At 42.1% G+C, this 14,548-nt stretch carries 14 protein-coding genes and 1 riboswitch; all 14 genes read left to right on the top strand.

Going from position 1 to position 14,548, the window contains the following annotated elements; translation table 11 throughout:
* The first annotated feature begins 173 nt into the window (after positions 1–173).
* The 14 genes from NST85_RS26655 to NST85_RS26590 all read left to right on the top strand — a co-directional run bounded on the left by NST85_RS26655 (position 174) and on the right by NST85_RS26590 (position 14,538).
* Positions 174–1,403, top strand: a complete 1,230-nt coding sequence (locus NST85_RS26655) for an FtsW/RodA/SpoVE family cell cycle protein (RefSeq protein ID WP_341190849.1) — start codon at positions 174–176, stop codon at positions 1,401–1,403.
* 105 nt (positions 1,404–1,508) lie between these two features.
* Positions 1,509–2,690: an FtsW/RodA/SpoVE family cell cycle protein gene (locus NST85_RS26650; protein WP_127194349.1), complete on the top strand. Its 1,182-nt coding sequence runs from the start codon at positions 1,509–1,511 to the stop codon at positions 2,688–2,690.
* A gap of 112 nt (positions 2,691–2,802) precedes the next feature.
* The gene (gene spoIIR, locus NST85_RS26645; protein WP_341190848.1) at positions 2,803–3,456 is read left to right on the top strand and encodes a stage II sporulation protein R; all 654 of its coding nucleotides are present in this window, start codon (positions 2,803–2,805) and stop codon (positions 3,454–3,456) included.
* Positions 3,457–4,331: 875 nt separating this feature from the next.
* The gene (locus NST85_RS26640) at positions 4,332–5,477 is read left to right on the top strand and encodes an L-threonylcarbamoyladenylate synthase (protein WP_445671167.1); all 1,146 of its coding nucleotides are present in this window, start codon (positions 4,332–4,334) and stop codon (positions 5,475–5,477) included.
* 35 nt (positions 5,478–5,512) lie between these two features.
* Positions 5,513–7,534, top strand: a complete 2,022-nt coding sequence (locus tag NST85_RS26635; RefSeq protein WP_127194346.1) for a Na+/H+ antiporter — start codon at positions 5,513–5,515, stop codon at positions 7,532–7,534.
* A gap of 65 nt (positions 7,535–7,599) precedes the next feature.
* On the top strand, positions 7,600–8,160 hold the full coding sequence (locus NST85_RS26630) for a manganese efflux pump MntP (protein ID WP_127194345.1): 561 nt from the start codon (positions 7,600–7,602) through the stop codon (positions 8,158–8,160).
* Between the two features lie 82 nt (positions 8,161–8,242).
* Positions 8,243–8,827, top strand: a complete 585-nt coding sequence (locus NST85_RS26625) for a low molecular weight protein arginine phosphatase (RefSeq protein WP_127194344.1) — start codon at positions 8,243–8,245, stop codon at positions 8,825–8,827.
* 78 nt (positions 8,828–8,905) lie between these two features.
* Positions 8,906–8,988, top strand: a riboswitch (ZMP/ZTP riboswitch).
* A 145-nt stretch (positions 8,989–9,133) separates the two neighbouring features.
* Positions 9,134–9,721, top strand: coding sequence for a TIGR01440 family protein (locus NST85_RS26620; protein ID WP_127194343.1), 588 nt, complete (start codon positions 9,134–9,136; stop codon positions 9,719–9,721).
* Between the two features lie 36 nt (positions 9,722–9,757).
* The gene (gene glyA, locus NST85_RS26615; RefSeq protein WP_127194342.1) at positions 9,758–11,008 is read left to right on the top strand and encodes a serine hydroxymethyltransferase; all 1,251 of its coding nucleotides are present in this window, start codon (positions 9,758–9,760) and stop codon (positions 11,006–11,008) included.
* A 627-nt stretch (positions 11,009–11,635) separates the two neighbouring features.
* Positions 11,636–12,157, top strand: a complete 522-nt coding sequence (locus tag NST85_RS26610; RefSeq protein WP_127194341.1) for a MauE/DoxX family redox-associated membrane protein — start codon at positions 11,636–11,638, stop codon at positions 12,155–12,157.
* Positions 12,158–12,178: 21 nt separating this feature from the next.
* Positions 12,179–12,718 (top strand): hypothetical protein, encoded by a 540-nt coding sequence (locus tag NST85_RS26605; protein WP_127194340.1) that lies wholly within the window; start codon positions 12,179–12,181, stop codon positions 12,716–12,718.
* A 324-nt stretch (positions 12,719–13,042) separates the two neighbouring features.
* Positions 13,043–13,522 (top strand): peroxiredoxin family protein, encoded by a 480-nt coding sequence (locus tag NST85_RS26600; protein WP_127194339.1) that lies wholly within the window; start codon positions 13,043–13,045, stop codon positions 13,520–13,522.
* A 48-nt stretch (positions 13,523–13,570) separates the two neighbouring features.
* Positions 13,571–14,092, top strand: coding sequence for a hypothetical protein (locus tag NST85_RS26595; RefSeq protein ID WP_127194338.1), 522 nt, complete (start codon positions 13,571–13,573; stop codon positions 14,090–14,092).
* Positions 14,089–14,538 carry a hypothetical protein gene (locus tag NST85_RS26590; RefSeq protein WP_127194337.1) on the top strand — a complete coding sequence of 150 codons (450 nt, stop codon included), beginning with the start codon at positions 14,089–14,091 and terminating at the stop codon, positions 14,536–14,538. Before NST85_RS26595 ends, NST85_RS26590 begins: the two co-directional genes overlap by 4 nt.
* Positions 14,539–14,548 lie beyond the last annotated feature (10 nt).

Raw genomic sequence — 14,548 nt, 5'->3', positions numbered from 1 at the left:
CTCTATGAAACCAAGGTTTTTTTGTATAACCGATTTGTTTTTTTAAAAGCCGTGGGTATTTTTTCATGTGCTTGGAGTTAACTTGTTCAGATACGTAAAGATAGTGTACGATAGGATGAGTATATTGTTGCCTAGAAGACAACAATACAGTGTGAAAAAGGAGCCATTCATTCATGATTAATAAGTGGAAAAGAATTGATTGGACCATTGTTATCATTTTATTGTTTTTTATGGGGCTCAGTATTTGCCTCATTCATAGTGGAATTGCAGCTTGGCCGAAATTTAAAGGCTCCGACACCCGCATGCTATTTTATTACATCCTCGGATTTTTTGTTTTTTTCGGTATTTTACTTGTCGATTACCGAATTCTCATTAAATATCACATGTATATTTTCGCTGGTGGTATCCTTCTTCTAGTGAGTGTTCTTTTTATAGGTTCTGAAGTGAATGGAGCAAAAGGGTGGATCAAAATTCCAGGGGTAGGGCTTAATTTACAACCCGCGGAGTTGTTTAAGCTTATACTGATCCTTACTCTAGGAGCGTTATTGGCGAAAAAATCGAAACTAGGGCTTTCCTTCTGGAGAGACATCGTGCCACTGGGACTGGTTACAATGATCCCTTTTGGTATGGTCATGGCACAAAACGATATAGGGAATGCACTTAGTTACTTAGTTATTTTGCTTGGCATGTTGTGGGTAGGTAATATTAAATACTCGCATACACTCATTATTTTGGTTATATTTACAGCTACTTTTTATGGTGGAGTTAAAGCGTACATTAATTATCACGACGATATTGCAACTGCATTGGAAAAGTCGGGCAAGGCGCACTGGCTCAAAAGAATTGATCCATGGTTGATGCCGGAGACAGCTAGTTCAGATGCATCTTATCACACCAGAAATGCGAAGTTAGCCATTGCATCTGGTGGTATGTTCGGTAAGGGCTACATGAAAGGTTCGATGGTACAATCCGCTTTAGTGCCTTATACTTATTCAGATTCTATTATTGTCGTTGTTGGCGAAGAGTTTGGATTTATAGGCGTATCCGTACTTATCCTGCTGTATTTCATTCTGATCTACCGTTTGATTCTTATTGCGCTGGAATGTCGGGACCGTGCCGGGCCCCTGATTATTACTGGGATTGTAGCGATGTTTCTTTATCAAATTTTTGAAAATATAGGTATGTTCATTGGGCTAATGCCTTTGACAGGAATAACACTTCCGTTCATTAGTTACGGAGGGACCTCGTTGATTATTAATATGGTAAGCTTGGCTTTAGTTATGAGCATTCGATTGTATGGTCAAGACGTGGACGATATTCCCTTACCTTCGGCAAATAAGAAACTAGATCAAACTCTTTTGAAATCATTGATGTCAAGATGGTCCGGTCAGTCTGAGCAATAAGTTGGTTATTAAGATGGATTGTCAGGTCATATGTAACAGGCTTTATAATAAAGCTTAGAAAGTATAATGAACGTCAACAAGAATACTAAGAAAAAGAAGTGACTTATGCTAACTAAATTTAAAAAGATTGACTTCGCTATCGTGATCATCCTCTTTTTCTTGATGGGGATCAGCATTGCCGTGTTATATAGTGCGACTAAAGACACCCAGTATGAGGGGTATCATCTGCGGATGATTGCCTATTACGTTGTAGGATTTATAGCTTTTATAGTTTTTTCATTCTTGGATTTTCGAATATTTGTGAAGTATGCTCCTTATATTTATGTGTTTGGGGTAGGGTTACTTGTCGTTGTTATGTTTGTAGGTAATACGTACCATAATGCGACGGGGTGGTTAACACTACCAGGCGGACTTAGCTTTCAACCAGCTGAATTTTTCAAGCTACTTCTCATTATTTTTCTAGCGTTCTTGCTGATTCGTAAACGTAAAAGCCAATTGCTATTTTGGCGGGATGTTGTGCCATTAGGTCTATTTACTTTTATTCCCTTTGCAGCGGTTATGGCGCAGAATGATATGGGTAACGCGCTAAGTTATATCGTTATTCTTGCAGGCATGCTATGGATTGGAAATATTAAGTATACTCATGCTTTTATAGCTGTTGCGGTATTTGCTGGTGCAGCCATCGGGGGAATAAGTGCGTATAAGGCTTATCATGATGAAGTATACACCTTCTTCGAAGAGATTGGGCGGGAACACTGGATTGAGCGGATCGATCCATGGCTCGTGCCTGAGAAAGCGACAGCAAAGGCCATATATCACACCAAAAATGCCAAACTAGCAATCGCCTCTGGTGGGATGACAGGTGAAGGTTATATGCAAGGAGAGACGGTGCAATCACAACGTGTGCCGTTAACCTATTCTGACTCTATTTTCGTTGTTATTGCGGAGGAATTTGGTTTTATCGGTAGCTCGGTGTTACTACTACTTTATTTTGTCTTGATACACCGATTAATCTTAACCTCGTTGGAATGCCGAGATCGAAGTGGGCCGTATATCATCGTTGGTATTGTGGCGATGTTGCTGTATCAAATATTTGAGAATATCGGGATGTTTATCGGACTCATGCCGCTGACAGGGATTACTCTACCATTCATTAGTTACGGTGGTACATCACTGCTTATTAATATGGCAAGCATCGGAATAGCCATGAGTATTCGTATTCATGGTAATGAGGGCGAGGACGTCCCACAGATTACATCAGCACGTTTGAAGGCAAATAAAGCTTGAACTAGGGACTCTACTATTAATATCGAACTTTACTAGATTGATAGGTTTACGTTTCTCTTAAACGGACATACTGATAGACATCAGGAGTTTTCGTTTAGGAGGAATACTAATTATGCGTAAGAAACTTGCACTTATTATATTTTGTTTGATGATATTAGTGATGTCTTGGGAATCCCAAAAGATAGATACGGCCGTTGCGGAAGGTGTCATTCCACAGGATTCCATCCGACTTAGAATTCTAGCTAATTCAGATAATGCCTCCGATCAAGTGGTAAAACGGCTTGTTCGGGACGCCGTTGTGGAACAAATGAATAGTTGGGTAAGCGAACTTGACGATCCTCAAAGTTTAGAAGAGGCACGCTGGGTCATTCGCAATAATTTAGAAGAAATCAAGGAACAAGTGAATCGAACACTTAAGAGCAGTGGCAAAAACTATAGCTACAATGTAGAGCTAGGCGTTGTACCATTCCCGACAAAGATGTACGGAGGGGCTGTATACCCTGCGGGCGATTACGAAGCACTTCGCGTTACACTTGGCGAGGGAGAAGGTAAGAATTGGTGGTGCGTGTTATTCCCTCCACTGTGTTTCGTTGATGCTGGTAGTGGTGATGCTGTGGCGAAGGATACAGCAGGGGTGCAGAATGCTGTCGCTGATGGTGCACCTCCATCCTCTTCCCCTGTACAGCCGGAGGATACAGAAATTCGTTTCTTCCTATGGGATAAGGTGGTTGAATTTTGGGACTGGGCTACGGGGTTATTTGCATAAGGAGTTCTTGCGTATCAGTTACACTTTTTGTCTTGTATAGAAGTTTGCTGTGTATTCTACGAAAGCCCGCCTGGGTTGGTGTAGTGCATGGCAAGCTTCTTTTTGTAAGAGTGACCCAGTTGAGTGATATCCATTGATAATCATGAGATGCTGTGTAGATGCAGATTTCTCAAATAGTAACTTCTAACGATTCCGATGAAACAAGTTCTTACATTCCGGAAAAAATTTTGGATATGATTGAGGAGGAGCTTTTTCAAATAGGCTCATTAGGTAGCCGGACACTGAGTACGCTATTTCCTATAAAAGCGTCCTTTTGCGAGTTTTTGAGGACATACAATCCGTTATTGAGCCGAAATCAAGCTAAAAAGCTGGCTGAATCAACGAATAACGGATCCTATGTCCGCAATTTCTTCGTATGATGGCATTTTTATTGAAATAGAGGAACCGGTGTCCGCTTACACCATCGTAGTTGCATTTCTTACAACTAAATTAGTCATGTAAGGCAGATGGGTGCAATTATTCATATGCGACAGGTAATTGGACTGGTTGGTATGATAGGTATAACGCTAAATCAGTGGGTTGGTTATATATAGACGAGATGGCATGGTCAAAGTGATTTTAATTGCGAAGGAACTGAGAATTGAATACTTTCTGTATTAGAAAGTTATAGAACAGAGCATTGAAATGAGCTTCATGTTATAATTTGTTTGTTTTTGGTTGGGATATACTAGTTAAATCAGCTTGGGTTAAATCATATAGGATTCTACATGATTCACATTCAGATAAGACGCTTGTGTCTTGTTGATGGTAAAGTGAAAGATTGTAATGGATACCTCATGATAGATCACAAGAATAATGAAAGTTTGGGATGATGAATGATGGATACTGAACATAGTAAATCTAATAAAAATGAAACTCGGGATACTCAGTGGTGGGATGTGACTGTGTTGAACGAGACAAATGGGGAAGCGGCAGCACAGGATATGGCCGAGATTGCAGTGGGAGAAGCAGCAGAAATATTGGCGTCAGGAGGGACTGTGGCATTTCCGACGGAAACTGTGTACGGTCTTGGAGCTGATGCTCGAAATACGCAGGCGGTGGAAGGAATTTTTGCTGCAAAGGGAAGGCCCTCTGATAATCCCTTGATCGTACATATTGCGGAAATAGCGCAGTTAGAAGGATTGGTTACTGAAGTGAATGAGACGGAACGCCGACTTATGGAGGCGTTCTGGCCAGGTCCGCTGACACTGGTGATGCCAGCGGTGCCCGGTGCCGTCTCGCCTCGCGTGACGGCAGGTTTGTCCACGGTGGCCGTGCGCATGCCGGCCCACGATGTAGCGCTGCGGCTGATTGCCGCAGCGGGTTGTCCGGTGGCGGCGCCTAGCGCCAACCGGTCGGGACGACCGAGCCCAACGTTGGCACGCCACGTGGGCGAGGATTTGGCCGGCGCGATAGACGGTATCGTTGACGGCGGGCCCACGGGAGTGGGCGTTGAGTCAACGGTGGTGGAGGCCGGCCGGGATGGTACCGTGACCGTGCTCCGCCCTGGCGGGATCACGGCGGAACAGCTCGCCCGCGTAGCGGCGGGCGGCGTCAAGCTGGACATCGCCCTGCAAAGCGAGGGCGATGCCCAGCCCGGCAGCCCGGCGCCACGCTCGCCGGGCATGAAGTACACCCACTATGCGCCGCGCGGCGTCATGCGCATAGTGAAAGGGCCCGCCCCCGAAGCGGTGGCGGCCCATATCCAAGCCGCGCTCGATGAAGCCACCGCGCGCGGGGAGATCACGGGATTGCTCGCCTTCGACGAGCATCTCCCGCTCTACCATGCCGAGACAATCATCTCGCTCGGCAGTCTAGACCAGCTGGAGACGGCGGCGCACCGTCTCTACGCAGCGCTCCGCCGTCTGGACGAAGACGGCGTCACTTTCATCATGGCCGAGGCCTGTCCAGAGGAAGGGCTTGGCTCAGCTATTATGAACCGCCTGCTTAAAGCGGCAGGTCATAACGTAACTTACGTATAGCAAAGACAACCGGAAGAAAGAGATGAGAGCGTAAGATGGAAATGTTTGAATTAGTTCTAATCATGCTGATATTAATTGGCGTTTCTAACGTACTTAACAGATTCATCCCTAGTGTTCCAGTTCCTTTGTTTCAGATTGCACTCGGAACCTTGGTTGCACTTTTGCCACCAGGTCTGCATATGACACTCAATACAGAGCTGTTTATGCTCCTATTCATTGCTCCGCTGCTTTATAATGACGGGAAGCGAACCCCGAGGGAAGAATTATGGAATTTAAGATCTCCGATTTTACTGCTTGCACTCGGACTCGTATTTGTAACCGTAATTGCTGGCGGGTACTTCATTAATTGGCTAATCCCAAGCATTCCCTTGCCTGCAGCGTTTGCCTTGGCGGCAATTTTATCGCCAACGGATGCTGTAGCAGTTGGAGCTTTGGCTGGACGAATCTCGTTACCTAAAGGGATTTTACGATTGCTTGAGGGAGAATCGTTGATGAATGATGCTTCCGGCCTTGTGGCGTTCAAGTTTGCTGTAGCGGCTACAGTGACGGGGGTATTCTCTTTAACTCAAGTTACATTCAGCTTTATATGGATCGCCCTCGGAGGGATTGTCTGCGGGGCACTGATATCTTTCTTGATTGTATGGATCCGCATCTTCCTTCGCCGTTTGGGGATGGAGGACGTCACGATTCATATGCTACTTCAACTTTTGACGCCATTTGTCATTTTTATTATTACAGAACACCTAGGATTTTCTGGGATTTTGGGAGTAGTGGCAGGCGGTATTGTTCATGCTATTGAACGGGACCATACAGAATCGAATCAGGCGGAGCTCAGAGTCGTCTCGACGAATACATGGTCAGTTATACTTTACATATTAAATGGACTTGTATTTGTCATCCTCGGTCTGCAAATTCCGAACGCAACGGAGACGATTTTCCAAAGTCCGGATTATAGTAATATGCAAGTAATTGGGTTTATCGGTATCATCTCCGTAGGTTTGATCCTACTACGTTTTATCTGGGTATACCTGTTCTGGGAAGGCTCTTGGCTACTAGGAAGTGGAGAGCAGATGGGTAAGCCGAAGCTAACCTCTTCCGTGCTTATCTCGTTATCGGGAGTACGAGGAGCGGTAACACTTGCTGCTGCTTTCTCCATTCCTTACGTTCTGCAGGATGGGAGCCCATTTCCAGAGCGTGACTTGATTATCTTTTTGGCAGCAGGGGTCATATTGTTCTCTCTAATTATTGCAAGCGTTGTGTTGCCTATCATATCGAAAAGTCCTGAGGATGAGTCAGGCAAATTCGATCCTGAAGCAAAGGCTCGAATCAAAATTGTACAGGCTGGGATTGATGCCGTGCGAGCGGCTACGAATGATGAGAACAGAACGGCAGCTGGATATGTCGTTGCGGACTACAAAAAGAAATTGAAGAAGTTACAGAACGGATCAAGTAGTGAATGGTCCGATACCAAGCGAAATAGGATGGAGATCAAACTTCGGTTGGTAGCCATACAGGCAGAGCGTCAGGAAATTCAGAACATGCTAAGTAGTGGCGATGTTTCGGGTGAACTAGCGATTAAAGTTCAGGAAGTTATCGATCAAATGGAGATGGTTATGTCAAACCGTTCCAAAATGAAAATGGCAGTGGCACTTATCCGAGTTCGACGTTTATTTTCCAAACAATTTACCAAGTTACCTGAGCAGAGGGATATGAACGAGCTTAAACAACTTCGGGAGATCAAAATCCGCACATCTCAAGCAGCGCTTGAGGTGATTAAGAGTCAGATGAATGATAAGAACCGTGAAGCTGCGTTAGCTGTGATTGCCCGTTATAATGAGTCGATTGAGCGTCTGCAGAGTGGCTTTGGAAAGATTGAGAGCGAAGATGTATTCAACCAGCACAAAAATGAACTCGAGATCAAAGCTATTCAAGCAGAGCGGAACGAGGTACAAGCTTTGTTTGAGAGCGGTGAGATAAATTGGGCGGTTGCCAACAAGCTGAGACAGTATATTAATTACTTGGAGGCAGGCATTCTCGAGCCAAGTAACGAAGAGTAGTGTCATGAAGTGCCCCTTGTCCGCATATGGTTGTACTAAACAACCGGACATGGGGGAATAGGTTTATGGGAATGGCAATCGATCAACTTGGTGAGCTGATGACAATTATGCTAATTGCGGTCGCTTTGGGAATGGATGCTTTTTCCCTAGGCATCGGAATTGGAATGAAAGGAGTCCGGCGAAGTGATGCTATTCGCATAGGTAGCGCCGTATCTCTCTTTCATATGCTGATGCCACTGCTTGGCATTTTTGCAGGTCAGTATGTGGGAGGTCTACTTGGTGATCTTGCCCGTTATGTTGCCGGAGGATTACTACTACTTCTTGGCGGCCACATGATTGCGAGCTCGATTAAGGGAAGTGGGATTCAGTCCATTAATCATCGTTCATTACTTGGGGTGCTCTTGTTCTCACTTAGCGTCAGTATTGATTCCTTTTCAGTTGGAGTATCGCTGGGCATGTTTAACGGAAACATGTGGCTATCCGTATTGTCTTTCGGGTTCTTCGGCGGATTGATGTCTATTCTTGGACTTGCCTTGGGGCGCGGAATGAGGCGGGGCCTTGGAGAGTATGGCGAGGCGGCCGGGGGAGCCATTCTGTTAGCGTTTGGTCTAATGTTTATCTTCTGATAAAATAATAAATATATAATTAGTTTGTGTTCATAGAGCAACATGATACACAAAGTAGCCAACTCTGGAGGTAAGATACGTCATGAGAATCTTGTTTGTTTGTACGGGGAATACATGCCGGAGCCCGATGGCTGAAGGACTGCTTCGTAAATTAGCTAGTGAGCGTGGAGTAAATGTGGAGGTTTCATCTGCTGGCGTAGCCGCATCTGAAGGGGCGCCGATTTCACGACATGCCGAGGCTGTTCTGAAGGATCAAGGAATTATGGACTTCATAACGTCGAAGCCACTGTATGAGGAGCTTACCGACTGGGCAGATTTGATCCTTACTTTGACACAAGGTCATAAACGTCATGTTATTCAAAGATTTCCCGCGGCAGCTGACAAAACCTACACATTGAAAGAATATGTAGAGGACGACAAAGCCGTCCTTAACGACCAGGAGGAGCTACATCAGTTGATTGCCGAACTGGAGTTAAGCAAGGTGCTTGGAAAAGAACTGAGTGATATCCAAACTGCTCGTCTGACTGAGCTTTTGCGAGCGATACCTACGTATGACATCTCTGATCCGTTTGGGGGTTCTCGGTCAGATTACGATATGACAGCAGGTGAAATTTCAGCCGCACTAGTTAAACTACTCGATAAGATGATGAGAGAAGGTCTTCTCTAAAGGAACCGTGGGAGGTAAGGCGGTAATAAAATCGGGTTGCAATTGTCTCTGCTATGTTTTATTCTAAGTATAGATATTTAGATCCGATGTAACTGGCGACGAGAGTGGATGAAACCACGATGGAGCATCGGAACATACGGCCGGTCGCCTGGGCAAAGAGCACGACGCAGTTAATGCGTCCTGCTCTTTTTTCGTTTTCGTGTAAGTCCTTCGAAGATTATTATTACCTTGTCCATCTGTTTGATATAATAAGGACAGATGTTGGTAGATCATAGTAATTCTTCTGAAGGAAGGGAGTTCGCGAGTATGGAAACAGACCAGATCCTGGAGAATGTCCGTGAACAGGTTGCCGAGGTATTAGAGGAATTAGTGCTAGCGGCAAAGCTTGGTCCAGGCAGTCTTGTAGTTATGGGAACTAGCACCAGCGAAGTGATAGGAGCTGCCATAGGCAAGGAGGGTGCGGAGAGTATCGCTGAAGAATTGTACAAAGGAATTGAGAGTATTAGGTCGAAGTACAACCTCCGTGTGGCTTTTCAATGCTGCGAGCATTTGAACCGTGCTCTTGTTATAGAACGGAGTTTGCTTGAGGAACTGTGTCTCTGTGAAGTAAGCGCAGTACCCGTGCCAAGAGCAGGTGGTTCGATGGCAGCGGTAGCTTATAGAAATCTTAAGGATCCTTGCCTTGTGGAAAGCATAGAGGCTTATGCCGGCATCGATATCGGTGAAACACTGATCGGTATGCATTTAAGACAGGTTGCTATTCCATTCCGTCCTTCGCGAAGATTCATTGGTAAGGCTCGAGTTACAGCCGCTTGGACACGGCCGAAGTTGATTGGTGGGGAGCGCACGATATATGCACTTCCAGAGGTACAAGATTCACATGTGTGTCTGTAGAACATTACATTTAAATATAGGGAGGACTATTGAACTATGAATCATTTGAAGAAGCAAGACCCTGCGGTACTTGAGGCCATGAATTTGGAACTAAAACGTCAGCGTAACAACATTGAGTTGATTGCCTCAGAGAACATTGTGAGTGAAGCTGTGATTGAGGCAATGGGCTCCGTATTAACAAACAAATATGCTGAAGGATACCCAGGCAAACGCTACTATGGTGGCTGTGAACATGTCGATATCGTTGAGGATATCGCTCGTGATCGTGCGAAAGAACTATTTGGAGCAGAACATGCCAATGTTCAACCTCACTCCGGTGCTCAAGCTAACCTAGCTGTATATCTTACAGCCCTTAAACCAGGTGATACTGTACTTGGAATGAATCTAGCTCACGGTGGACACCTTACACACGGTAGCCCGGTGAATGCCTCCGGTTTGTTGTATAACTTTGTCGAATACGGCGTACAGGAAGATACCTTCCTTATCGATTATGATGAAGTTCGCAAAGCTGCATTCAAACATCGTCCGCGTTTAATCGTGGCTGGAGCTAGTGCCTACCCACGTGTAATCGATTTTGAAAAAATGGCATCAATCGCAAATGATGTAGGTGCCCTCTTTATGGTTGATATGGCTCATATCGCTGGATTGGTTGCAGCTGGACTTCATCCGAGCCCAGTACCACACGCTCATTTCGTAACTACAACTACACACAAGACACTTCGTGGACCTCGCGGTGGACTAATCCTATGTAAGCAACCATGGGCAGCAGCTATCGACAAGGCTGTATTCCCAGGGATACAAGGTGGTCCGTTGATGCATGTGATTGCTTCCAAGGCTGTAGCTTTGGGTGAAGCATTGCAACCATCATTTAAGGTTTATGCTCAAAATGTTGTGAAGAACGCACAGGCATTAGCTAAGTCTCTTACTTCAGAAGGCCTAAATCTTGTGTCTGGTGGTACAGACAACCATTTAATGCTCATTGATACTCGTAATTTGAACATTAGCGGTAAAGTAGCAGAACGCGTTCTGGACTCCATCGGAATTACAGTCAATAAGAATGCTATTCCTTTCGATCCAACAAGTCCGTTCGTTACAAGTGGTATTCGAGTGGGTACTCCTGCTGTAACGTCTCGTGGAATGGACGAGGAAGCTATGAAAGAAATCGGTCAAATCATTGCTCTTGTACTTAAAAATTCCGATAATGAAGCTGTCTTAGCTGAAGCCCGTCAAAAGGTTGAGAAACTAACAGATAAGTTCCCGATTTACCCTGAAGTTAGTTACGAGTAAAACCATAGTTATTCCGTATTAAAAGGCCAACTAGTTAGCACTGGTTGGTCTTTTCTTATATGTTGTAATGTCAATAATGCCAGTAGAAACTTCCGCTCTATGAATTTTAAACAAATACCAAAAGTTATAATTTGATATATATTACATATAATAAAATAATTGACAAAACTAACTTATGTATTATAATAAGGATGAAATAGTATTTATTTACAATAATAGATTGTGATTCCGTCTAATAAAGCTGTTTACTAAGTACATATTAATATGGCTTAATGCGCTTCTTTGGGCAAACGATTGCATAACGGGTTTCAGTCAGCCGAGTATTCCAGATAGTTTATAAGGATGGATGTAAAATTCGGCACAAAATTGGAGAGTTCAAACCTTTTACTAGTTACAACGAGTGAAGTGCAGAATAATTTCCATGTTCATGTGAGCGAACGATTGCACAAGTAATAAGATAGCAAAGGCTATATAAAACCAAATAGGAGATGATGAGATAAATTTATACATTAATATAATTAAGAATATTTGGTAGTGATATTTATCTTTTGGGATTTCTTACGAGATTTTAGTTGATAGTTATGTTAGCGGTTACATTTAAAGTTTACCAGGGGAGATGAGAGGAATATGCAATTGTTTATTTTTATCCAATTTTTTATGAGTGTAGTGTTCTTTATGGCAGCGTTAGGTAAGTTGGTCAAACCTATTACATTCTCAGAAACAATGAGACAGCTAGGAATTAATCGATTATGGGCAAAATCTGGGGTATTGATAATTGCTTTCTTAGAAATAATTGCTTGTGCACTATTAATCATTCCTTCTACTTTATTGTTTGGGCAAATACTTTCTCTTATTCTGATATGTTCATATGTTTGGGCATCTTGGAAAGCGAGAGGAAGACTAGTTAAATGCAACTGGTTTGGAGGATTAGTCATTGAACAATTTGGTGTTGTAATGACTTTAAGAAATTTAATATTTTTAATCATGTGTATATATATGATCGTTATGCCAGATACCTCAGTAGTTGGAATCTATTCTTTAGTAGATATTAGTCAAATCATATTCTCCTCAATTGGCTTAATAATTATTTATTCACTTGTTGTAATGGTAACTCAGTACATCAAATTATATCCAGGAGAACAACAATAAAGGAATGAAAGGGTGTAGAACATGCTTGAAATGCTGGATTTATCCAATATCATTCTATGGTGTATTGTAATCGTTGTCTCTATTAGTGTGTTTGTAATTTTAAGAGAAGCTATAAAAGCTAAAAGTAACCTATATGAGCAACAAGAGGGATTACCCAAGGGCAGCGATTTTCCTTTAGAAAGTAATATACCTATTAACGGAAGCCCAATGAATATAAGGAATAACGAAAAGATAGGAACATTAATATTTTTGACAGCTACTAGTTGTTCAACTTGTTCCAAAGTGTATCCAATTATTAACGATTACCAGAAAAATAAACCTTTGTATCAATATCTAATATTTATGTTGGGAACCGAAGAGAGTGTTAATAACGTTATAAAACAATATAACATTCAGTCACCAGTTGTTAGAATGGATGATTTAAAAGATCTTCAGGCTCCTTTTGTTCCATTTGGATATTTTGTTTCGCAGGATGGAGTTATCCGAGCAAAAGGGGTTGTTAATAATGAAGGACATATCCAATCCTTGATATTGTACGGTGAAGAGAAGGTATCTGCATAAGGAAAATTGTAAAGAAAAGAGAATTTTTGTAATGAGAAGGTTAACCATTAATCGAATTAGATTCCAGGAAAGGAGGTGAAAAAAATGTGCTCAGGATCATATTTATATACTTACTGTAATACTGTCAAATGCAGCAAAGGGACTGAAACATGCACGAGATGGGGTGATGGTTGTTACGAATGCAACTGTAAGAAGGACTCTTGTGGTAATTAATTAAAAACGAACAAAGGTCTGCCGTTTTCAGATAGAACGGCAGACTATTTAATAATCATTTTATATGTTATTAAATGATTGAAAAAGTTATCAAACAAACGGAGTGATTCTATGATTAAGGTAACCACTCTATTCAATAAACTCTTCTTAACAAAAAACGTTAAAATACAAGTATCAAAACCCGCAGAGTCTAATTTGCTACGAGGTGGAGAAGTTGGTGATGTACTCCCTCTTTTTAAAGTACGCGATCAGATGGGAAAGAAAATTACTTCTGAAAAAATTACAGGTTCTATTACTAAATTAATATTTTTGAGTGATACCTGTGGATTTTGCTTTGAGGTACTTCAACATTTAGCTAATAAACCAAGTATTAAAAACCATTTGGTATTTAAAAGTGATGAGGATACATATTTAAAAACGGGTCATAAGGATTTTCATTTTATGTTTCCCATTGTACGCTCTACCGAGGTTGTGGATCTATTTGGGGTTAAAAGAGTTCCTACGATCTTAACGTTGGGTCCGACGGGAATTATTGAGAGAATTGATGAGGTGGCAGAGATCGAAGATTTGTTCATATGTTTAGAAAGTTAATTTGATAGGATAAAGTCCAATTTGGTGACTGAAGCAGGGGGCGCTGTTATGCGACAGTTATTTTTGAAGCTATATAGGTATGTGTATTTTAGTAAAGTACAAAAGAATAAGGCGAATCCTACATTTTTACTAAGGGATCAGGGGTTAGCTATGGGGAGTCGATTCCCTAGTATGGCGGAATTGTTTGGTCAAACGAGATTAAAGGAAAATGACGGAATTATTATTCTGTTTCTATCGACGACGTGTCAGGCATGCATTGAAATATTCTCGGGAATAAATAACCTCTCAGAGAGGTGGTCCAGTAAGGAAGTTATTCTATTGATCAATGGTGATGATACTGAATTTAGAAATATTCAACGGGAGAATCATATAGAAGTTCCCATGATTAAATATGAACATACACAGTTTGAATTATATAAAACCACGATTTTCCCCTTTACTTATTATCTTTCACATCAAGGAATAATTTTAGCAAGAGGTCCGGCAAATTATGAAGCTCAAATTGATGTGATCGTGAACAAGGGAATAGAGAATACTCAACTTACTAGGACTGGGGGAGAAAACGTATGACCCTTGATAATGGTCTGAATCTAGGAGAACTCATTACGAATAAAGAATATAGTGATCAGAATGATCAGCTATTTAATCTATATAAGTATAAAGGAAAAAAAGTACTTATATTTGTATCCATGCACTGTGTTCGTTGTATTGAATTGTTGCCTGAGATAAGAACCGTACATTTGCCCAATACAAGTGTAATTATATTTTCAACAGGTAATCAGGAGGATCATGAGCAACTGGATGATTTTTTTCAGAGAAAAATGAAGATTGTATCTCTTACCTCGGAGCAAATGGAACAGGACTTTTCTGTTACTACTCACCCGTTTTGTATCTTTGTAGATGAATATCAACAGGTCTGTAACAAAGGAACTGTGTATAACGGGAAGGATTTACTAGAGCTTGTAAGTGTAATTGGAGAAGGAAAGCGAAAGAAATTATTCAGTAACTTATTTTGAATCCATGAGT

The sequence above is a fragment of the Paenibacillus sp. FSL K6-2524 genome (assembly GCF_038005525.1).
GTDB classification, from domain to species: domain Bacteria; phylum Bacillota; class Bacilli; order Paenibacillales; family Paenibacillaceae; genus Fontibacillus; species Fontibacillus anaericanus.
Note: the sequence above shows the minus strand (reverse complement) of the source record. Positions and strands in the feature narration are given on the sequence as shown.